Source organism: Rhodococcus sp. APC 3903 (assembly GCF_030407755.1).
GTDB classification, from domain to species: domain Bacteria; phylum Actinomycetota; class Actinomycetes; order Mycobacteriales; family Mycobacteriaceae; genus Rhodococcus_F; species Rhodococcus_F erythropolis.
In genome coordinates, this window is sequence record NZ_JASDCV010000021.1 from 11955 (window position 1) to 31906 (window position 19952).

The 19952-nt window shown below is 63.7% G+C and carries 20 protein-coding genes; 12 read left to right on the forward strand and 8 right to left on the reverse strand.

Translation table 11 applies throughout. The annotated features are described in order from the left end of the window. Nucleotides 1-5: 5 nt before the first annotated feature. Nucleotides 6-1178, reverse strand: a complete 1173-nt coding sequence (glgA, locus tag QMA15_RS25380) for a glycogen synthase (RefSeq protein WP_070386685.1) — start codon at nt 1176-1178, stop codon at nt 6-8. Nucleotides 1179-1310: 132 nt separating this feature from the next. Between glgA and glgC the strand changes: the two genes are divergently transcribed. Next, nucleotides 1311-2525 carry a glucose-1-phosphate adenylyltransferase gene (gene glgC / locus QMA15_RS25385; protein WP_003945185.1) on the forward strand — a complete coding sequence of 405 codons (1215 nt, stop codon included), beginning with the start codon at nt 1311-1313 and terminating at the stop codon, nt 2523-2525. On the opposite strand, the gene QMA15_RS25390 is transcribed toward glgC, so the two are convergent. Beyond that, on the reverse strand, nt 2522-3157 hold the full coding sequence (locus QMA15_RS25390; protein WP_007736091.1) for an O-methyltransferase: 636 nt from the start codon (nt 3155-3157) through the stop codon (nt 2522-2524). The two genes, glgC and QMA15_RS25390, sit on opposite strands and share 4 nt — an antisense overlap. Nucleotides 3158-3487: 330 nt before the next feature. Here QMA15_RS25390 and sigE point away from each other — a divergent pair, with 330 nt between their 5' ends. From sigE to tatB, 4 genes are all read left to right on the forward strand, one after another. Next, nucleotides 3488-4084, forward strand: coding sequence for an RNA polymerase sigma factor SigE (gene sigE / locus QMA15_RS25395; RefSeq protein ID WP_029255812.1), 597 nt, complete (start codon nt 3488-3490; stop codon nt 4082-4084). A 52-nt stretch (nt 4085-4136) separates the two neighbouring features. Continuing rightward, entirely contained in the window at nt 4137-4496 is a 360-nt protein-coding gene (locus tag QMA15_RS25400; protein ID WP_042952454.1) for a hypothetical protein, read from the forward strand. Between the two features lie 97 nt (nt 4497-4593). Then, a complete protein-coding gene (locus QMA15_RS25405; RefSeq protein ID WP_279164089.1) occupies nt 4594-6072 on the forward strand; it encodes a trypsin-like peptidase domain-containing protein in 1479 nt (492 codons plus the stop codon). A gap of 74 nt (nt 6073-6146) precedes the next feature. Beyond that, nucleotides 6147-6539, forward strand: coding sequence for a Sec-independent protein translocase protein TatB (gene tatB / locus QMA15_RS25410; RefSeq protein WP_003945177.1), 393 nt, complete (start codon nt 6147-6149; stop codon nt 6537-6539). A 65-nt stretch (nt 6540-6604) separates the two neighbouring features. Here tatB and QMA15_RS25415 read toward each other — a convergent pair whose 3' ends face one another. The 5 genes from QMA15_RS25415 to QMA15_RS25435 form a co-directional block, all read right to left on the reverse strand. After that, nucleotides 6605-7741, reverse strand: coding sequence for an Mrp/NBP35 family ATP-binding protein (locus tag QMA15_RS25415; protein ID WP_003945178.1), 1137 nt, complete (start codon nt 7739-7741; stop codon nt 6605-6607). Between the two features lie 24 nt (nt 7742-7765). Further along, entirely contained in the window at nt 7766-8629 is an 864-nt protein-coding gene (locus QMA15_RS25420) for a lytic murein transglycosylase (RefSeq protein ID WP_003945171.1), read from the reverse strand. A gap of 145 nt (nt 8630-8774) precedes the next feature. Beyond that, nucleotides 8775-10202 carry a lytic murein transglycosylase gene (locus QMA15_RS25425; protein ID WP_279164063.1) on the reverse strand — a complete coding sequence of 476 codons (1428 nt, stop codon included), beginning with the start codon at nt 10200-10202 and terminating at the stop codon, nt 8775-8777. 115 nt (nt 10203-10317) lie between these two features. Beyond that, nucleotides 10318-10860, reverse strand: coding sequence for a DUF1003 domain-containing protein (locus tag QMA15_RS25430; protein ID WP_003945067.1), 543 nt, complete (start codon nt 10858-10860; stop codon nt 10318-10320). Further along, nucleotides 10857-12143, reverse strand: coding sequence for a CBS domain-containing protein (locus QMA15_RS25435; protein ID WP_019749352.1), 1287 nt, complete (start codon nt 12141-12143; stop codon nt 10857-10859). Before QMA15_RS25435 ends, QMA15_RS25430 begins: the two co-directional genes overlap by 4 nt. A gap of 72 nt (nt 12144-12215) precedes the next feature. Here QMA15_RS25435 and QMA15_RS25440 point away from each other — a divergent pair, with 72 nt between their 5' ends. From QMA15_RS25440 to ugpC, 6 genes are all read left to right on the forward strand, one after another. Next, the gene (locus tag QMA15_RS25440; RefSeq protein WP_020908461.1) at nt 12216-13178 is read left to right on the forward strand and encodes a CoA ester lyase; all 963 of its coding nucleotides are present in this window, start codon (nt 12216-12218) and stop codon (nt 13176-13178) included. A gap of 106 nt (nt 13179-13284) precedes the next feature. After that, a complete protein-coding gene (locus tag QMA15_RS25445; RefSeq protein ID WP_003945065.1) occupies nt 13285-13779 on the forward strand; it encodes a general stress protein in 495 nt (164 codons plus the stop codon). Nucleotides 13780-14005: 226 nt separating this feature from the next. Next, complete coding sequence (locus QMA15_RS25450; RefSeq protein WP_029538448.1) at nt 14006-15343, forward strand: ABC transporter substrate-binding protein; 1338 nt, start codon at nt 14006-14008, stop codon at nt 15341-15343. An 80-nt stretch (nt 15344-15423) separates the two neighbouring features. Further along, complete coding sequence (locus tag QMA15_RS25455) at nt 15424-16305, forward strand: sugar ABC transporter permease (RefSeq protein WP_044480569.1); 882 nt, start codon at nt 15424-15426, stop codon at nt 16303-16305. 1 nt (nt 16306) lies between these two features. Beyond that, nucleotides 16307-17137, forward strand: a complete 831-nt coding sequence (locus tag QMA15_RS25460) for a carbohydrate ABC transporter permease (RefSeq protein ID WP_019749348.1) — start codon at nt 16307-16309, stop codon at nt 17135-17137. Nucleotides 17138-17141: 4 nt separating this feature from the next. Beyond that, nucleotides 17142-18311 carry a sn-glycerol-3-phosphate ABC transporter ATP-binding protein UgpC gene (ugpC, locus tag QMA15_RS25465; RefSeq protein ID WP_020908458.1) on the forward strand — a complete coding sequence of 390 codons (1170 nt, stop codon included), beginning with the start codon at nt 17142-17144 and terminating at the stop codon, nt 18309-18311. A gap of 3 nt (nt 18312-18314) precedes the next feature. Here ugpC and QMA15_RS25470 read toward each other — a convergent pair whose 3' ends face one another. Next, complete coding sequence (locus tag QMA15_RS25470) at nt 18315-18551, reverse strand: hypothetical protein (protein ID WP_202022982.1); 237 nt, start codon at nt 18549-18551, stop codon at nt 18315-18317. Between the two features lie 126 nt (nt 18552-18677). Here QMA15_RS25470 and QMA15_RS25475 point away from each other — a divergent pair, with 126 nt between their 5' ends. After that, a complete protein-coding gene (locus tag QMA15_RS25475; RefSeq protein ID WP_141488657.1) occupies nt 18678-19943 on the forward strand; it encodes an ATP-binding protein in 1266 nt (421 codons plus the stop codon). Nucleotides 19944-19952 lie beyond the last annotated feature (9 nt).

The following is a 19952-nucleotide window of genomic DNA, read 5'->3' on the forward strand; positions in this document are numbered from 1 at the left end:
GCGGATCAGCGTCTCGTGACGGCGTCCGCGTAGACCTCGAGCGTCTGCTTGGCGATTTCGGCCCAGGAGAACTCGTCGATAGCACGGATTCTGCCCGCACGACCCATCGCGTCGGCGCCTTCTCGGTCGGCGACAACGGCATTGACGGTGGCAGCGAGTGATTCCTCGAATGCGTTCGGCTCGTAGGCGTTGTAGTGCACGAGTCGACCGGTGACGCCGTCGGCGACCACCTCGGGGATACCGCCGACATCGGAAGCGACCACGGCGGTCTCACACGCCATGGCTTCGAGATTGACGATTCCGAGGGGCTCGTACACCGAAGGGCAGACGAATACCGTTGCTGCCGAGAGTATTTCCCTGATCTGCTCGGTCGGGAGCATCTCGCGCACCCAGTAGACATTGCCCCGATGTCTGGCGAGTTCGGCCACTGCCTTCTCCGTTTCGGCGGCGATCTCCGGCGTATCGGGAGCGCCGGCGCACAGCACGAGCTGAATCTCCGGGTCGAAGTGGTGTGCTGCCGCGACGAGGTGCCCGACGCCCTTCTGCCTCGTGATCCGTCCGACAAAGGCCACGATGGGTTTTGCGGGGTCGACCCCGATCGACGCGAGTGCGGACGGCGCTCCCGGCGCAGATCCCCCGGGATGCCATACCTCGGTGTCGATTCCGTTGCGCACTACGTGAACGCGACTCGGATCGACGGCGGGGTACGCGTCGAGGACGTCGAGTCGCATACCTGAACTGACGGCGATGATCGCGTCTGCGTGCTCGACGGCGTTGCGTTCGGACCACGACGAGATCCGATAGCCGCCGCCTAGCTGTTCGGCCTTCCACGGGCGTCTGGGCTCGAGTGAGTGCGCGGTGAGGATGTGCGGCACGTCGTAGAGAGCCGACGCGAGATGCCCGGCCAGTCCGGTGTACCAGGTGTGGGAGTGGACGATGTCGACACCGGCCGCGGCGTCCGCCATCCGCAACTCGGTGGAGAGCGTCGTCAAGGCTGGGTTGGATCCGGCGAGAGCGGGGTCGGGAGAGTGGACGATCGCGCCTTCGCGCGGGGCGCCCATGCAGTGCACGTCGACCTCGCACAACCGCTTCATCTGAGCGACGAGCTCGGTTACGTGTACTCCTGCACCGCCGTAGATCTCCGGCGGGTATTCCTTGGTCATCATTGCGACTCGCACGCGCTAAACCTAACCGCCCGTGGTCGATCCGGCTACCGATCGCGTTATCCCCGACCGTTCGGAGGGGGACACGATCGGACCTCTCGGACTGCTTCGCTAGCGGGAGTTCACCAGTGCGGATAGGTTAGCGGTGTGAGAAGCCAGCCGCATGTGCTTGGAATCGTGCTCGCCGGGGGCGAGGGCAAACGCTTGTATCCGCTGACCGCGGACAGAGCGAAGCCCGCAGTGCCCTTCGGAGGTGCATATCGACTTATCGACTTCGTGTTGAGCAACCTTGTCAACGCGGGATATCTGCGTATTTGTGTGTTGACGCAATACAAGTCACATTCACTCGACCGTCACATTTCGCAGACGTGGCGATTGTCCGGGTTCGCGGGTGAGTACATCACTCCGGTCCCGGCCCAGCAGCGGCTCGGGCCGCGCTGGTACACCGGCAGTGCCGACGCAATCCTGCAGTCGCTCAATCTCGTTTACGACGAGGACCCCGAGTACATCGTGGTTTTCGGTGCCGACCACGTGTACCGGATGGATCCGGAACAGATGGTGCAGCACCACATCGAATCCGGGGCAGGCGTGACGGTCGCGGGTATTCGTGTACCGCGAAGTGAGGCTTTCGCTTTCGGCTGCATCGACAGTGACGAGTCCGGACGCATCACGCAGTTCCTGGAAAAGCCCGCCCATCCTCCCGGGACACCGGACGACCCAAATTCCACGTTCGCGTCCATGGGTAACTATGTGTTCACCACCAAGGTGCTCGTGGACGCCATCCGCGCTGATTCCGAGAACTCCGATTCCGACCACGACATGGGCGGAGACATCATTCCCGCCTTGGTCGCGGCGGGTGAGGCGTCGGTCTACGACTTCAAGGACAACGTCGTTCCCGGCGCCACCGATCGAGACCGCGGTTACTGGCGTGACGTCGGTACCCTCGACGCCTTCTACGACGCTCATATGGACCTCGTGTCGGTGCACCCGATCTTCAATCTCTACAACCGTCGCTGGCCCATCCGCGGCGCCACCGAGAATCTCGCGCCCGCCAAGTTCGTGAAGGGCGGACTCGCTCAGGAATCAGTGGTCGGTGCGGGGTCGATCCTGTCCGCGGCGACCGTGCGCAATTCGGTACTCAGTTCCAACGTGATGATCGAGGACGGTGCGACCGTCGAGGGCAGCGTGCTGATGCCGGGTGTGCGCATCGGCAAGGGCGCCGTCGTGCGGCGCGCGATCCTCGACAAGAACGTCGTGGTCGGTGACGGCGAAATCATCGGCGTCGATCTCGAACGTGACCGCGAACGATTTGCCGTCAGTCAGGGTGGCGTCGTCGCCATCGGTAAGGGCGTCTGGATCTAGAGCTTGCTCGCGCAGAGGAGGCCGTCGCCGAGGGGGAGGAGGACTCGAATGAGTCGCTCGTCCTCGGTCACGGCCTTTGCTGCTTCTCGGACCGCAACCGTTGTCGCGTCGCGAGCGGAGCTGTCGGCAACGCGGCCGTCGGCCAGGGCGTTGTGCAGAACGATGACACCGCCGGAGCGCAGCAGGCGGACACCTTCGCGGACGTAGTGGGGGTGGTCGATCGCGGCGCAGTCGACGAACACCAGGTCGTAGCCGCCGTCTGCGAGCCGGGGAAGTACGTCGAGAGCCCGTCCGTTGATCAGGCGAGTGCGTGCCGGAGCGATTCCGCTTTCGCGGAAGGTCAGCTTGGCCGCCCGCTGGTGTTCGGGTTCACTGTCGATCGTGGTCAGGACGCCGTCGTCGCGCATTCCGTGCAGAAGCCACAGGCTGCTCACGCCGGCTCCGGTACCCACCTCGACGGCCGTCTTCGCGTCGAGCATCCTCGCGAACATCGCGAGCGTCGCACCGACGGCGGGCGTCACCGGATGGGCTCCGAGATCCAGCGCTCGATCTCGCGCCGCGGTCAAAATCTCGTCCTCGGAAACTACGTCCTCGACGTGGCGGAGTATCTGTTCGGCGTGGGTCACGCTCATGAGGTTATCGGGCGGTTCGGATTGTCGCTGCAAGGCGCGCAGTCACCAGGATTCTCAGGAATCCCTCAGGCTCCTCATATGGCGTGCACACCGCGATGAGAAAAGGTGTATACATCGCCGGATCGAAGATCGCACGGCGGTATCGATTTTTACCAAGTTGGTCTTTCGCAGCTCGGTGATCGGGAACAAATCACAGCAACGGCTGGTTCTCCCGAATATCGCGCATTACGTGATTCGGACAACGCGGTGATCGAACTACGCGATCCCGAGCAGGAGGATCAACTTATTTACCAGGTCAACGACGAGCCTCGCCCTCGAGAGTCGGAAGTTTTGACGACGGAATCGGCTGTGGATTCCGAATTGATCGGCACTGCTGTGTTCGATGCAACTGGTGAGAAGTCCTCCATGCCGTCTTGGGATGAACTCGTGCGTCAGCACGGTGACCGGGTGTACCGCCTGGCCTACCGGTTGTCAGGCGATGCCCAGGACGCCGAGGACTTGACGCAGGACACCTTCATTCGGGTGTTCCGCTCGCTCTCCGATTATCAGCCCGGAACTTTCGAGGGCTGGCTGCACCGCATCACCACAAACCTGTTCCTCGACATGGTTCGCCGACGCAACCGCATCCGTATGGAAGCGCTGCCCGAGGACTACGACCGCGTTCCCTCACCCGGTCCGGACCCCGAGCAGATCTACCACGACGCGCGCCTCGACGCAGGTCTGCAGGCCGCACTCGACTCACTCGCACCTGAATTTCGCGCCGCTGTTGTGCTCTGTGACATCGAAGGTCTGTCGTACGAGGAAATCGGTGCCACACTGGGAGTGAAGCTCGGAACGGTTCGTAGCCGTATCCATCGTGGGCGACAGGCGATTCGTGATCATCTGGCAGCGCAGCGCGCAGCCGAATCCGAACTCGTCGGTTTCTGACGGTCGGATTCGAGCTACAGAGCGGGACGTGGTCAATCACCTGGAGGGACGAATGACGGAGGCGCGGGCACATCGCCAGTTCGGTTCGACCGAACATCTGGCCAGCGAGGCAATCGCTGCCTACGTCGACGGAGAACTCCGAATGCAGGCCTACTTGCGGGCCTCGCATCACATCTCGATCTGCGCCGAGTGCGCTGCGGCCGTCGATGCTCAGCAGCAGGCACGTGGTGCGCTGCGTCGAAGCGGCGAGATGACGATGCCGTTGTCCCTGGTGGGACTTCTCAGTCAGATTCCCTCGTGCAACAGTCCGACCACCGGACCCAATTCGGAAAACACCGACGGTTCCGTCGGCAATCAGCCCGCAGGCTTTTCCACCATCAGCAAGCGGTTGTCCCGTCGCTGGCGCAAATGACACCGCGCGCTGGCGCAAATGACGCCGCGCGCCAGCTTCCCGGCACGGATCAGTGATACTGGACAACGTGACTGACGGAAAGAGGGGGCACTCCGGAGTGAGCTCGGATTCTTCGGCAAGCGGTTCGGCGGATCGACCGGCAGATGCGCCGGTGCTCGACCCCCGGCCGGTGTACCGACCTCAGATCGATCCGGCCTCGCGCCAGGTGTTCGGTCGACCGAGTGGAGTCGAGGGCTCGTTCACTCCGATTGCCACGCGATCGACCCCGTCTTCCGACGTCGTGATCGGGAATCCGGACCCGGTTCTGGCCGAAGCGTTCGGTCGACCCGCAGACGCCACCGCATCGATCGGTCGCGATCCCGAGGCGTCGGCGAACAACACACCCGACGAAGAACCCCCGCGTGATCCGTGGCGCGATCCTGAATCCGAGGTCTCGCTGGGCAAGCCTGCAGAGTCCGAGGCGCCGGTGCAGTTGCCTCCCGCCCAGAAGCTCGACGTGCGTGAGCTGTTGTTCGGTCGCAAGGTCGCCCCCTCGGCACTGGCCGCGCTTGCGGGCATGGCACTTGTCATCGCTCTTGTCGGTGGCTTGCTCGCCACTGTCATCACCGCCGATCACAGTTCACTCACCAGCTCACGTGTCACGCTCGTTCAATCCGGCGGCGGTGAACAGCCGGAGTCTCAGGTGGCGAAGGTCGCCGACGCAGTGTTGCCTTCCGTGGTGTCGATTCAGGTCGCCGTCGGTGACCAGGGCAGTACGGGTTCCGGTGTGGTCATCGACGGCGCCGGATACATCGTCACCAACAACCACGTGATCTCCTCGGCCGTACCGCCTGCTCAGGACGCGAAGATCCAGGTGATCTTCTCCGACGGAACCAAGACCGACGCCCAGATCGTCGGACGTGACGTCAAGACAGACCTCGCGGTGCTCAAGGTGTCGGCCAACAATCTGACGGTCGCTCAGCTCGGAAAATCCGAGGATGTTCAGGTCGGCGACGACGTCGTCGCCGTCGGCTCACCGCTCGGATTGAGCAAGACCGTCACCCGCGGAATCGTCAGTGCGCTGAACCGGCCTCTGCGTTTGTCGGGTGAAGGCACCGACACCAACGCCGTCATCGACGCCGTCCAGACCGATGCGGCGATCAACCACGGCAACTCAGGTGGTGCACTCGTCGACGACGAAGCCCGCGTCATCGGTATCAACACGGCCATGCTCAGCGAGTCCGGTGGTTCGGTCGGGCTCGGCTTCGCGATCCCGATCGATACGGTCACCGAGGTGGCGCAGACCATCATTCGCGACGGCAAGGTTCATCACCCCGACATCGGCGTGAATGCCCGCACCGCGGTCAACGACGCGACCAGCGGTGCTGCGGTGGCCAACGTCCGCGACGGCAGCCCAGCGCAACGTGCGGGGATCGTCGAGGGTGACGTCATCGTCAAGGTCGGTGACCGACCGGTGACGAGTGCCGACGAACTGGTGGTTGCGGTCAACGCGACGACCGTCGATCAGCCGGTCAACGTCCAGTTGATCCGCGACGGACGGCAGGTCGACATTTCGGTCACGCCTGTGTCCGACTGATCGGACCCTGCGATCTTCCTGTGAGGTTGATCCGGACATGCGCGCACCGAGCGAGCACACAGTAGGCTGACCCTGTGTTTGGCAACATCGGTTGGGGCGAGTTCATGATCCTCCTCGTAGCGGCTCTGGTCATCTTGGGACCTGAGCGGCTTCCTGGTGCGGTCTCCTGGGTCACGAAGTCCCTGAGGCAGGTGCGCGAATATGCTTCGGGCGCTTCCAATCAACTCAAGGAAGAACTGGGCACCGATTTCGAGGATCTGCGTAAACCACTCGCAGATCTGAACAAGCTGCGCGGAATGACGCCGCGCGCCGTGATCACCCAGCACCTCCTCGACGGCGACGACTCTATCTTCACGGGCAACTTCGACAAGAAGCCGCAGAGCGGAGTGCAGGAGCCGAAGACGCTGTCGAAGGACAAGCCACTCACCGCGGGCGAACGCCCTCCTGTGGACTTCGACGCAACCTAGATTCGACATACGAAAGGGCGCCTGTCACCGATCGGTGACAGGCGCCCTTTCGTATGAGGGGGGTTCTACAGGTTGCGAACCGTATTGATACCGAGCGACATTCCGGCGAGCCCGCGCTGACGGACGGCCAACTTGTCGGCGATGTCCTTGAGCGCGATGGCAGCGGGTGAATCGGGAGCGCTGAGGACGATCGGCGTCCCGGCGTCGCCTGCCTCGCGGACGGACGGGTCCAGCGGAATCTGTCCGAGAAGCGGAACCTTGGCGCCGACGGCCTTCGTGAGGCGATCGGAGACGGTCTGCCCGCCGCCTTCGCCGAAGACGTCCATGCGGGTGCCGTCGGGAAGTTCGAGCCACGACATGTTCTCGACGACGCCGGCGACGCGCTGGCGGGTCTGCAGGGCGATGGCGCCCGCTCGCTCGGCGACCTCGGCAGCGGCCTGCTGCGGTGTGGTGACGACCAGGATCTCGGCGCTCGGGATGAGCTGAGCCACCGAGATGGCGATGTCACCGGTGCCGGGCGGCAGATCGAGAAGCAGCACGTCCAGATCGCCCCAGAACACGTCGGCGAGGAACTGCTGGAGCGCGCGGTGAAGCATCGGTCCGCGCCAGACGACAGGAGTGTTGCCCTGGGTGAACTGCGCGATGGAGATCATCTTCACGTCGTGTGCAACCGGCGGCATGATCATGCGCTCGACCTGAGTGGGCTTGGCGTCGGTGCCGAGCATGCGGGGGATCGAGTGACCGTAGATATCCGCGTCGAGTACGCCGACAGACAGCCCGCGCGCGGCCATTGCTGCCGCGAGATTGACTGTCACACTGGACTTTCCGACGCCACCCTTGCCGGAGGCTACGGCGTAGACGCGGGTGAGTGAACCCGGCTGGGCGAACGGGATGACGGGTTCGGCGGAATCGCCGCGAAGCGACTTGCGGAGCTCGGTCCGCTGGGCGTCGTCCATGACGTCGAGTTCGACGCGGATCGCACCGACCCCGGCGACGTCGGCGACGGCCTTGGTGACGCGTTCGGTGATCTCGGTGCGCATCGGGCAACCGGCGGTCGTGAGATAGATGCCGATGTCGACGCTGTTGTCACTGGAGAGGGAGATCCCCTTGACCATCCCCAGCTCGGTGATGGGTTTGCGGATCTCTGGGTCCAGAACTCGCGCGAGCGCGGAGCGAACGTCGGACTCGGTCAGTACAGACATGACTCCATGGTAAGTCCAGGTAGGTCAGTGGATGCGCGGCAGGTCCGATGCGGCGGGCACGATGCCGGTGGAGTACCCGAGCGACCAGGCCAGAACATTGGCAACGTAGGCGGCCGAGTTGTTGTAGCGGTGGATCGCGGAGGCAACCTGGGTTACGTCCTGCATGTTGAGTCCGCCGTCGCACAGGTACTTGCCGGTGGTCAGTGCGGAGTCGAAAAGGTTCTGGGGGTCGGCGATTCCGTCACCGTTGCCGTCGCCGGCGTACTGGTTCCAGGTGGACGGGATGAACTGCATCGGGCCGACTGCGCGGTCGTAGACGGTGTCGCCGTCGAGGGCGCCGCCGTCGGTGTCCATGATGACGGCCTGGCCGGGAAGGCTGCCGTTGAGTGGCAGGCCGATCACGGGCTTGTAGAGGTTGCCGTTCGCGTCGGCGTCCTTGCCGTCGTTGGCGTGGCCGGATTCGACGCGGCCGATACCGGCCAGGAGTGTCCAGTGCATGTTGCAGTTGGGCTTCTCGACGGCGAGGATCCGCTCGGCGTTCTGGTATGCGGCGACGCTCACGCTCGGGATTCCGAGTGCGCCCTCGGCCATGGAGGCTGGGAGCGGGGGAGTCGCCTGCACGGGAGCCAACGGCGCGGGTTCCGGCGCGGGGGCGGGAGCGGGCTCGGCGATTGCTTCGACGGCGGGCAGAATCTGCGCTTGCGGTTCCTGCGTGGCTTGCGCGGCAGTGTCCACCGTTTCGGCGGAGCTGGTGTTGAAGAACGGAACCTTGGGAGCGGCGCCGGCCGTGTTGGCTGCGGTGACGAGTCCGATAGGGATGAGTCCGGTGAGCGCGATGACCGAATTTCGACGGATGTGCGAATCTGTCTTCTTGCTGTGCCGACCCACTGTGTATGCCTCCTGAACCTCCGCGAGGAGGTTTTCCGTTCAACTGACGGAGTCGAGGCTACCTGATTTGTTGCGTTTCCGTTATTCAACCGTGATCTAGAAGGGCAGTTTGGGGCATATGCACTGTTCTTTCGTGATTTTTTGGTTACAGAGCGGGCATGCCGGGCAGGCCCGGGAAGAACGGCGCGAATGCCGGAGCCGGGGCCGGGGCAGGTTCCGGTGCGGGGGCCGGTGCGGGTGACGGAGCGGGCTCAGGCGACGGGGCAGCCGGCGGCGAAGATTCCGCGGGCGCTGCGTCGGTGGTGGCGGGTGCCGTGGCGGCTACTGCCATTCCTGGGACCGTGCACGGCAGAAGGATGCCGTCCTGCAAGGCGTCGAGTGCTGCTGGATCCGGAAGGATCACGCACATGTCGTCGGGCCAGCGCCATCCCTCAGCCATCAGAATCGGCCAGACGAGACCCCGTGAGGTGAGGACGGGGAGCGGGATGATCGGACCGGGAGCCGCGTTCCGGGCGGCGTTGGGTCCCGGAGTGGGGCTGGTCGGCGTTACTCCCGGCGGGATCAGTGCCTGGATCTCGGGTGAGAGCGCGGGCATGTCGGGCAGGCCTGGGAAGAGAGGGGGGGTGGTGGTCGGAGTCGTCGACGCAGATTCCTTGTCGCCTGCCGCCGGGTCGGTAGCTGCAGCAGCGGCGAGAACGGCCGAAGCGGCGGAGTCTGCCGAGGCGGCGGCGTTGATCGCCGAGCTGCCGGTGTTGATGCCGGTGGTGTACGGGAGCTGACCGGAAGGAATGACACCGTTCTTGTATGCCGTCGACCACATGATCACGTTTGCCGCGTAGGCGGCCGAGTTGTTGTACCGCAGAACAGCTTTGGTCTCCTGGGCGACATCGCGCAGGTTGAGTCCGCCGCTGCAGAGGTACTTCGCTGCCGAGAGCGCCGCGTCGAAGACGTTGTTGGGGTCCTTGATTCCGTCCCCGTTGCCGTCGCTGGCATAACCGGCCCAGGTGGCCGGAATGAACTGCATCGGCCCGACAGCGCGGTCGTGGGTCGGGTCTCCGTCGATCGCTCCCTTGTCGGTGTCCCGAATGACTTCGTTGCCTGCCAGCCGTCCGTCGAGGACAGGGCCGAGGATCGGGGTGACCGTCGTACCCACCGACGTCGTCTTGCCGCCGTTGGCGTGACCGGATTCGATGCGTCCGATGCCGGCCAGGAGATGCCAGGGGATGCCGCAACCTGGCGCCTCGGTCATCATCACCAGTTCTGCGGAGCGGTACGCGTTCAGAACGATCTCGGGGATGCCCAGAGAGGTGAGGACGACGGCCGCAGCGTTGGGCGCTGCCGGAGCGCCGGCGACCGTATCGCTGGGTGGGGCCGATCGTTGCGTTCGGACGGTGCGGGGCGTCGGGAGGAAGTCGACAGAGTCCGGCTGCGCAACGGAGGCGGAGCCTGCGAGGGCGATGGGGACCTGCGACCCGCCGGATGGTGCGCTTCCGGCCGTGAGGGCTGCTGGACCTGTTACGACAAGCAGTCCCCCCACCAGTGTGGATGCTGCAATCATTCCGCGTACTCGCACGATTCCCCTTTGCTGGTGCTCCCGCCTCGGAGTACCCACCGTGATAATCCATCCTGCTGTGACTTACGTTACATATCGGTCACGGTGCGTGCAGCAAAACTCAGCGAACGCTCAGCTAGTTGTGACTTTGTTTCGCAGTATTCGAGTCACGGTGCTTCTTCTTCGGGGTCGGTTCGCCGTCGGCGGCAAGGATCGACTTGATCTCCTCGAGCTCCCGCCGCAGGTAGTCGCGGGTGGCGACCTCGCCGACGGCGATGCGCAGCGCTGCGAGTTCGCGAGCGAGGAATTCAGTGTCCGCTTTGGTTTGCTCGGCGCGTGAGCGGTCCTCCTCGAGCGAGACCCGGTCGCGATTCTCCTGACGATTCTGGGCCAGGAGGATCAGCGGCGCCGCGTAGGCGGCCTGGGTGGAGAAGGCGAGGTTGAGCAGGATGAACGGATACGGGTCCCACTGCAGCGCCACCGCGAACACGTTGATCAGGATCCAGACGATCACGATGATCGTCTGGATCGCGAGATAACGCCCGGTACCGAGGAAGCGGGCGATGCGTTCACTGACGCGCCCGACAGCTTCGACGTCGAAATCGAGATTGAACCGGCGGCTTCCGCGAGGCGTTTCCAGTCGTTGCCGTGCGGTCGTGCTCGACGCCCGTTCGCTCATCGGAGTAGTTCCTCGTCGTCGGAGTAATCCTCACGCCAGTCTTCCGGCAGGAGGTGATCGAGCACGTCGTCGACTGTCACGGCCCCGATCAGGTGGTTCTCGTCGTCCACGACCGGCCCGCATACCAAGTTGTAGGTCGCGAAGTATCGGGTGACCGACGCCAGCGAGTCGTCCGGCGCCAACCGGGGCATGTCGGTGTCGAGTATTCCGCCCACCAGGCTGGCGGGAGGCTCGCGGAGAAGCTTCTGCAAGTGGACGCAGCCGAGATACCGCCCGGTCGGAGTCGCCGTCGGCGGACGTACGACGAAGACCATGCTCGACAGCGCCGGGGTCACGTCGTAGTTGCGGGCGCGGGCAAGGGCCTCGGCGACGGTCGTCGAGGCCGTCAGTACCACCGGTTCGGGCGTCATCAGACCACCGGCAGTGTCCGGGGAGTGCTCGAGCAGGCGTCGAACAGGTTCGGAATCCTGCGGGTCCATCAACTGCAACAGTGATTCGGCTTCGGTCTCGGGCAGCTCGCCCAACAGGTCGGCGGCGTCGTCGGGATCCATCGCTTCGAGTAGATCGGCGGCACGTTCGACTTCCAGGTGCATCAGCAGATCGGTCTGGTCGTCCGCCGGCAGTTCCTGCACGACGTCGGCGAGGCGTTCGTCGTCGAGTGCCACGGCCAGTTCGTGGCGGCGCTTCTCCGGCAGTTCGCGCATGGCGTTGGCCACATCGGCGGGTCGCATCCCTTCGTACTGCAGAAGGAGGTGAGCTACGCCCTGGCCGGGGAGCGAGAGATCGCTCTGGGTGAGGCCGGCGACGTGCTGCCAGTCGACGATGTGAATCGCCGCGCGTCGACCGAGGCGTCCGCGATGGCCGCGAACGGCGACCTTCGAGACGACCCAGTCTCGCGTTCGCGTCGATTCGATCCCGAGGTCGACGACTATCGTGTCGACGCCGTGAAGCTCCTCGAGTTCCGGGTCGTCCACGCGCACATGCGAATCGAGTACCTGCGCCAGCGCGAGTACTTCACCCGGCCGCTGGTTGAAGCGCCGCAAACTGACGTTGCCCGTGGTCAGGGTGACCGCACTCGGCTCGATGGCTGTCACGCGGAGCATCGGAACGAAAATGCGTTTGCGCGTGAACATTTCGATCACCAGACCGAGAACCCGCGGTTGCTGGCGTCCGATACGGACCGTGATGACGACGTCGCGCACACGACCGATCGATTCGCCGTCCGGGCCGAGTACAACCAGGCCGGCAAGCCTGGCTGCAAATACCTTGCCTGCTGCTGCCATGATTGCAAGGCTAATTCGTCCAGCGTCAAAATCTGCAACGGCGCCACCGAAAATCGAGAAGGGCAGTCCGCAATGACTTCACGCAACCGTTCCCGTCGATCGGTATTGGCAGTTCCCGGCAGCAGTCGGAAGATGATCGACAAGGCGAAGGGATTGCCCGCCGACGAGATCTTCCTCGACCTCGAAGACGCGGTGGCGCCGTTGGCGAAGCAGGCGGCACGAGAGTCGATCGGCGACGCGTTGGCCGAGGACGGGTGGGGCAAACAGGTCAAGGTCGTCCGAGTCAACGACTGGACCACCGAATGGACGTATGCCGACGTCGTGGAGGTGGTCGGCCGCGCCGGAGCGCATCTGGACGCCATTCTGCTGCCCAAGGTTCCCGACGCGAGTCACGTCCAGGCACTCGATTTGTTGTTGACGCAGGTCGAGAAGGCCAACGGTCTCGAAGTCGGCAAGATCGGAATCGAGCCGCAGATCGAGAACGCGATCGGCTTGACCAACATCGACGCGATCGCCACCGCGAGCCCCCGCGTCGAGGCACTCGTGTTCGGCCCGGCCGACTTCATGGCGAGCTTGAACATGCGAACTCTGGTCGTCGGTGAGCAACCGGACGGCTACGACCGCGGTGACGCGTATCACCACATCTTGATGACCATCTTGATGGCCGCACGTGCACACGGCGTCCAGGCGATCGACGGTCCGTACCTCCAGATTCGCGACGTAGAGGCTTTCACTCGGTCGGCGGCGCGGACGGCAGCGCTCGGCTTCGACGGCAAGTGGGTTCTGCATCCCACGCAGATCGAGGCGGCCAACGAGGTGTTCAGTCCGCGCCAATCCGATTACGACCGTGCAGAACTCATCTTGGACGCGTACGCGTTCCACACCTCGGCCGCCGGAGGAGGGCGGGGCGCCGTCATGCTCGGCGACGAGATGATCGACGAGGCGAGTCGCAAGATGGCACTGGTGATTTCGGCCAAGGGCCGCGCCGCGGGGATGACGCGCACGTCGGAATTCACGCCGCCCGAACACGCCTGACGCTCGCATAGCCGAACGAATCAGGTCTGTAAAGGGCACAATAGGGGTAGATGTACTTGCGTCATCCGCGTGGATGACGTGCCCGAAAAGAGGAGCGCTGCCAGCCATGTCCAATCCGCTCGGTCAATCGTCGAATGGGTCGCGCCGTGGAGCGTTGCCGACACCGCCTTCGGGATGGCCCATCGGGTCGTATCCCACCTACGCCGAGGCGCAGCGCGCAGTCGATTACCTCTCCGATCAAGAATTCCCGGTTCAGGACGTCACAATCGTCGGCGTGAACCTGATGCAGGTCGAGCGCGTTCTCGGCCGGTTGACGTGGGCCAAGGTGATCGGTGGTGGCATCGTCTCCGGTGCCTGGCTCGGTGTCTTCTTCGGCCTGGTGCTCGGAATCGTCACCGGCGGGTTCCTCGCTCCGCTGATCGCGGGCATCGTGGGCGGCATCATCTTCGGTGTCATCTCCACGACCATCCCGTACGCCGCGACGCGTGGGCAGCGGGACTTCGCCTCGACGATGCAGTTGGTCGCCGGACGTTACGACGTACTGTGTGAGCCCAAGACGGCGGAGTCAGCGCGCGACCTGCTCGCCAAGCTCGCCATCTGACATTCTCGCTCGGGCTGCCAACTTGTGTGATCTCGGTTACTTTATGTACACGCGGGCGAGGCAGTACTCCTTCCCGTGACCGTTTGCCGGACAAGGAAATAGGTCCCTTCTCCGGCAAAAGTGCCGATGTGTGGTGCGTCGGCCAGCCGAATCGACTGCGCCGTCTCGCCGCCCGAGGAGGACGGCTGTGCAGAACAAGAGATTGCAGGCGGGGCAGAAGAAGAAATTGAGGGTGGGGCTGCTCGGCGCGGCGACATTGTTGTTGGCGCCCTTGCTCAGTGCGTGTGGATCAGACAATGACGACGGCGTGGTGCTGTCCTTCTACACCGCCGCCGACGGCGCCGAGCAGTATGCGGAGGCCGCCGCCAATTGCTCGGCGGCGTCGAACGGTGCGTACCGGGTCGAGCAGAAAACTCTGCCCAAGGGTGCCGACGACCAGCGACTTCAGTTGGCCCGGCGTCTGACCGGCAATGACAAGTCACTCGATCTGATGACGCTCGACGTGGTGTGGACTGCCGAATTCGCCGAAGCCGGATGGGCATTGCCGCTTCCTGACGACGTGGCGGCCGAGGTCAGCAACGGGACGCTCGAAGGTCCGCTGGAGTCGGCGAAGTGGCAGGACCAGCTCTATGCGGCGCCATTGAACACCAACACCCAATTGCTCTGGTATCGAAAGGATTTGATGCCGGACGGGCAACCACCCCAAACCTGGGATCAGATGATCGACATCTCCGAAGGCCTGGCCGCGGAGGGGCGCCCCAGCTGGATCGGTGTGCAGGGCAAGCAGTACGAAGGATTGATGGTCTGGTTCAACACCCTTCTCGCCAGTGCCGGCGGATCGGTGGTGGGGCCCGACGGAACAACCGTGACGGTGGCCGACGGTGATGCTGCCCAGCAGGCGCTGACCGTCATGAAGCGCGTCGCTACCGCGAAGGGTGCGGATCCCTCGATCTCGCAGGGGGATGAAGCGTCGTCGCGACTGGGTATGGAGAGCGGCAAATCTGCCTTCCAGGTCAACTGGCCGTTCGTGCTGCCCGGCATCATGGAGAACGCCGAGAAGGGCGATCTGCCGTACATCGACGACAAGGGCAACGTCACCAGTGAGAACACCGGAAACACGGTGCTCACGGTGAACGGAGAACGGAATTTCCTTGCCGCTCCGTATCCCTCGGTGATCGAGGGTAAGCCGGCCGAGGTCACGATCGGCGGCTTCAACGTAGCGGTGGCCAAGACCAGCCAGCATCCGGACCTCGCGTTCGAGGCGCTCACCTGTCTGCGTAACGAGGAGAATCAGCGCAACAACGCGGTAGCCGGTGGCGTTCCGCCGACTCTCGAGAGCCTGTACGACGACCCGGCGTTCCAGGAGGCGTACCCGGCGTGGCGTGAGGTTCGCGACAGCCTGGACACCGCTTCGGTTCGTCCGGTTTCTCCTGCCTATCAGAGTATTTCGACGCTCATCACTGCCACGCTGAACCCTGTAGGAAACATCGATCCGGAATCGACCGTGAACGATCTTGCCGAGCAGGTACGCAAGGCAGTCAATTCCGAGGGGCTGATTCCGTGACGATCGACAGCGAAAATTCGGGAGCTGCAACAACAGTCGCGACGCCCTCGCCGGAGCCGAAGCACTCCGCGAAGTCGAAGATGTCGGACGGAAAGGCGGCCGAGCGTCGCCTCGGTCTCTGGCTGGTGGCCCCGGCCGCGATTCTCATGATCGCGGTGACCGCATATCCGGTGGTCTACGCCGTTTGGCTGAGTTTGCAGCGCTACGACCTGCGCTTCCCGGATCAACGAAAGTTCGTGTGGTTCGACAACTACGTGTCGGTGCTGACCGACGGTTACTGGTGGCAAGCGTTCGCGGTGACGACGTCGATCACTGTCGTCTCGGTCGTCATCGAGTTCGTTCTCGGACTGACCATCGCACTGGTGATGCACCGAACGATCGTGGGTAAGGGGCTCGTCCGCACCGTGGTGCTCATCCCGTACGGCATCGTCACCGTCGCGGCGGCATACAGCTGGTACTACGCGTGGACGCCGGGGACCGGCTACCTCGCCAATCTCCTGCCCGACGGCAGTGCGCCGCTCACCGACCAGATCCCGTCGCTCGCGATCATCGTCCTTGCCGAGGTCTGGAAGACGACGCCGTTCATGGCGCTGCTCCTGCTCGCCGGCTTGGCGCTCGTGCCCGACGACCTTCTCAAGGCGGCTCAGGTGGACGGCGCCGGCGCGTGGACCCGGTTGGTACGCATCATCCTTCCGCTGATGAAGCCCGCCATCCTCGTCGCTCTGCTGTTCCGCACACTCGACGCGTTCCGCATCTTCGACAACATCTACGTGCTGACGAAGGGAGCGAACGACACCGGGTCGGTGTCGATTCTGGGTTACGACAATCTGTTCAAAGCGTTCAACTTGGGCATCGGATCCGCGATCAGCGTGCTGATCTTCGTGTGTGTGGCCGTGATCGCGTTCATCTTCATCAAACTTTTCGGTGCTTCGGCTCCCGGATCCGATACGGAAGGACGCTGACATGACCGTGACTCCCAGACTCAAGATCAGCTGGTCCGTCGTCAACCTTCTGGTCTTGCTGTACGCGCTGGTTCCCGTCCTGTGGATCGCCAGCCTGTCCTTCAAACCGGCCGGAACGATCAAGGACGGCAAGTTCATTCCGGAGAAGTGGACCCTGGACAACTACCGAGGAATCTTCGACACCAGCGCCTTCACCAGTGCTCTGATCAACTCCATCGGTATCGGACTCATCTCGACGGTCATCGCCGTGGTGATCGGGACCATGGCGGCGTACGCCATTGCGCGCCTGGATTTTCCGGGCAAGAAGCTGCTGGTGGGTGTTGCACTGCTGATCGCGATGTTCCCGCAGATTTCATTGGTGAGCCCGTTGTTCGACATCGAACGACGGCTCGGACTCTTCGACACCTGGGCCGGACTCATCTTGCCGTACATCACCTTTGCGTTGCCGTTGGCGATCTATACGCTCTCGGCGTTCTTCAAAGAGATTCCGTGGGAACTCGAGAAGGCGGCTCAGATGGACGGCGCGACGCCGGGTCAGGCGTTCCGGAAGGTGGTGGCTCCACTGGCCGCGCCCGGTATCGTCACTGCGGGCATCTTGGTTTTCATCTTCTGCTGGAACGATCTGTTGTTCGCGATCTCGTTGACGTCGACCGAACGCTCAATCACCGCCCCTGCGGCCATCGCGAACTTCACCGGCGCTTCACAATTCGAGGAGCCCACCGGGTCGATCGCCGCGGCCGCCATGGTCATCACCATTCCGATCATCATCTTTGTTCTGTTCTTCCAACGTCGTATCGTGGCCGGGCTTACTTCCGGCGCAGTGAAGGGATAAGCCTGTGGCCGAGATCGTGCTGGACAAGGTGACCAAGCTGTACCCGGACGGAGCCAAGGCGGTCAGTGATGTCGACATCACCATCGCCGACGGAGAATTCATCATTCTCGTGGGCCCGTCCGGTTGTGGAAAATCCACGACTCTCAACATGATTGCCGGGCTGGAAGACATTTCGACCGGTGAGTTGCGGATTGCGGGTGAACGCGTCAACGAACGCGCCCCCAAGGACCGCGACATCGCGATGGTGTTCCAGTCGTATGCTCTGTATCCACACATGACGGTGCGCCAGAACATCGCGTTCCCGTTGACATTGGCGAAGATGTCCAAGGACGAGATCAACGCCAAGGTCGACGACGCGGCGCGGGTGCTCGACCTCACCCAGCATCTCGATCGCAAACCGGCGAACCTGTCGGGTGGTCAGCGTCAGCGTGTCGCGATGGGACGCGCAATCGTGCGCAGCCCGAAGGCGTTTCTCATGGACGAGCCGCTTTCCAACCTGGACGCCAAACTGCGCGTGCAGATGAGGACGGAGATCGCCCGTCTGCAGCAGCGACTCGGTACGACAACGATTTACGTGACCCACGACCAGACCGAGGCGATGACGCTCGGCGATCGGGTAGTCGTGCTGCGCGGCGGAATCGTGCAACAGATCGGTGCGCCGCAAGAACTCTACGATCGTCCGAACAATCTGTTCGTGGCGGGGTTCATCGGGTCCCCGTCCATGAACTTCTTCCCCGGACAGTTGACGGCGGACGGCGTCAGCACGCCGATCGGCGATGTTCGCCTGCCCGCGGCGGCGCAGTCGAAGATCTCGGGCAGCGGCTCGGGCAAGGACGTCGTGGTCGGTATCAGGCCGGAACATTTCGAGGACGTGGCGCTGGTCGATGCATCGCAGAAGCCGCACGGTGGGACGTTCACAGTCGACGTCGACGTGCTGGAATCGATGGGTTCCGACAAGTACGCGTATTTCCTCGCTGGTGGCCCCGCCGTCAATTCTCGTGAACTCGAGGAACTCGCCGCCGATTCGGGAACGGCCGTCGCTGGTGGCGGTCAACTGGTTGCCAGGCTCTCGTCCGAGTCCACGGTGGCCCAGGGCAGGTCTATCGATCTGTGGTTCGATCCCGCGAAGATCGCAGTGTTCGACGGCGGTACGGGAGCCAATCTGCTGCTGTGACCGTTACCCGGGCAAGGTGACCGAATACGTCGCGCCCCAGGGGAGCGGTACCTGTTCGGGGCCGGGCGCTGCGTCGGCCGGCTCGGGTAGGGGGATCAGGCGGCCGAATTGTTCGTGATGGGTGGAGGCCGGGGCGGCTTGCGCTGTTCCGGCGACCACGGCGATCGGCGCCGCTGCCAGGGCGCCGGCGACGGCAAATCGAGTGGCGATGCGGCGCTTGCTTGCTCGGGTCGAGATCATGCGCACTCCTGCGTGGTTTCGAGGTTCGGTGAATGCTGTGCCATTCACGGTATTGCGGGTTGATTGTGAAATCTCGTGTGCGAAGCTCATTCACAGGGAACTGGGATGGGCGGCACAGGAGGACAGATGAACGAATCCTCGGTACGAACCGAGCACCTGCCCGGCGGCCCGGACCTCGAACGGATCATGCGCGAACACGCCTACCGCGGTGCGTACCTCCAACTGACGGTGCGCGGCGCTCTGGTGCTGTTCATCGCCCTGACACTGATCTTCGTCCCGCCGATGAACGACGCGGGATGGTGTTTCGCGATTCTGGGCGCCTATGCCCTCTGGTCGGCAGCCGTGGCGCTGTGGATCCGCAAAGGCGGCACCGGCCCGGTGACGATGATCTGGCTCGGCTTGTTCGTCGACCTCGCCGTGCTCGCAACTCTGACATTGCTGACCGGTCTCGCAGCCGAGCAGAGTTGGACCGCCGACATCTTGAGCAACGGGCTCTTCGTCATTCCGGTTCTTGCGTGTACGCAACTGCGGACGGACGTGTGTGTCGGCGTCGTTGCCTGCACGATCGGTGTGTTTTTTGCTTCCAGTTGGGCAACGATGACTTCGAATTCCGAGCCGTGGCCGTCGATCCTGCTGAGTACCATGGCCTTGGCCGGGGTGGGTGCGGGCGCAATCGGATTGACTCGGATTCAAAGGTCACGAGTGTTGACCATCGGGCAGCTCGTCGGGCATCGCACGAGCCTTCTGGCCGAACTCATGGGGCTCGAGCAGCGTGAGCGCACAGAACTGTCCGAGCAACTGCACGACGGGGCGCTCCAGTACGTTCTCGCGGCGCGGATGGATCTCGACGAATTGGCAGGCAGTGCGGAACCCGTCGCATTGGCGCGAGCTGGGAAAGCGCTTGGTGAAGCGACAACGCTGCTGAGGTCGTCCGTCTCGGAACTGCATCCCACAGTTCTCGTCCACGTTGGCCTTGCCCGCGCGATCGGGGACCTCGCGCGCTCGGCGCAGGGACGCGGCGGAGTGGTGGTCGACGTCGACACTTCGGGCTGGAACGACGATTTACGCACGTCCGCGGACGAGGTCTTGTTCGGCGCCACCCGAGAGCTTCTGGGCAACGTCGTCAAACATGCCGGCGCGCAGAACGTCCGGATCGAGCTTGCGCGGCTGGACCACCGTGCGGTGCTCGTGGTCTCGGACGACGGTCGGGGGATCAGCGCCGATCGGATTGCCCAACGACGGGCCGCCGGGCACATCGGACTGCTCTCGCACGAACTGCGTGTGGTTGCCGCTGGTGGCTCGTTCTCGGTCGGACCGGGTGAAGGGTCCGGAACGCTCGCGCGAGTCGAGATACCGTTCGAGATCGTCACCGCCCCTGACCACGATCGTTGAGGAGTTGTC

What these genes read in the sequence shown, in the direction of transcription:
- QMA15_RS25390 (WP_007736091.1), bottom strand. Translation starts at nt 3,157, where the DNA reads ATGAGCGTGACCCACGCCGAACAGATACTCCGCCACGTCGAGGACGTA.
- QMA15_RS25400 (WP_042952454.1), top strand. Translation starts at nt 4,137, where the DNA reads ATGACGGAGGCGCGGGCACATCGCCAGTTCGGTTCGACCGAACATCTG.
- QMA15_RS25415 (WP_003945178.1), bottom strand. Translation starts at nt 7,741, where the DNA reads ATGTCTGTACTGACCGAGTCCGACGTTCGCTCCGCGCTCGCGCGAGTT.
- QMA15_RS25430 (WP_003945067.1), bottom strand. Translation starts at nt 10,860, where the DNA reads ATGAGCGAACGGGCGTCGAGCACGACCGCACGGCAACGACTGGAAACG.
- QMA15_RS25435 (WP_019749352.1), bottom strand. Translation starts at nt 12,143, where the DNA reads ATGGCAGCAGCAGGCAAGGTATTTGCAGCCAGGCTTGCCGGCCTGGTT.
- QMA15_RS25440 (WP_020908461.1), top strand. Translation starts at nt 12,216, where the DNA reads ATGACTTCACGCAACCGTTCCCGTCGATCGGTATTGGCAGTTCCCGGC.
- QMA15_RS25445 (WP_003945065.1), top strand. Translation starts at nt 13,285, where the DNA reads ATGTCCAATCCGCTCGGTCAATCGTCGAATGGGTCGCGCCGTGGAGCG.
- QMA15_RS25455 (WP_044480569.1), top strand. Translation starts at nt 15,424, where the DNA reads ATGTCGGACGGAAAGGCGGCCGAGCGTCGCCTCGGTCTCTGGCTGGTG.
- QMA15_RS25460 (WP_019749348.1), top strand. Translation starts at nt 16,307, where the DNA reads ATGACCGTGACTCCCAGACTCAAGATCAGCTGGTCCGTCGTCAACCTT.
- QMA15_RS25470 (WP_202022982.1), bottom strand. Translation starts at nt 18,551, where the DNA reads ATGATCTCGACCCGAGCAAGCAAGCGCCGCATCGCCACTCGATTTGCC.
- QMA15_RS25475 (WP_141488657.1), top strand. Translation starts at nt 18,678, where the DNA reads ATGAACGAATCCTCGGTACGAACCGAGCACCTGCCCGGCGGCCCGGAC.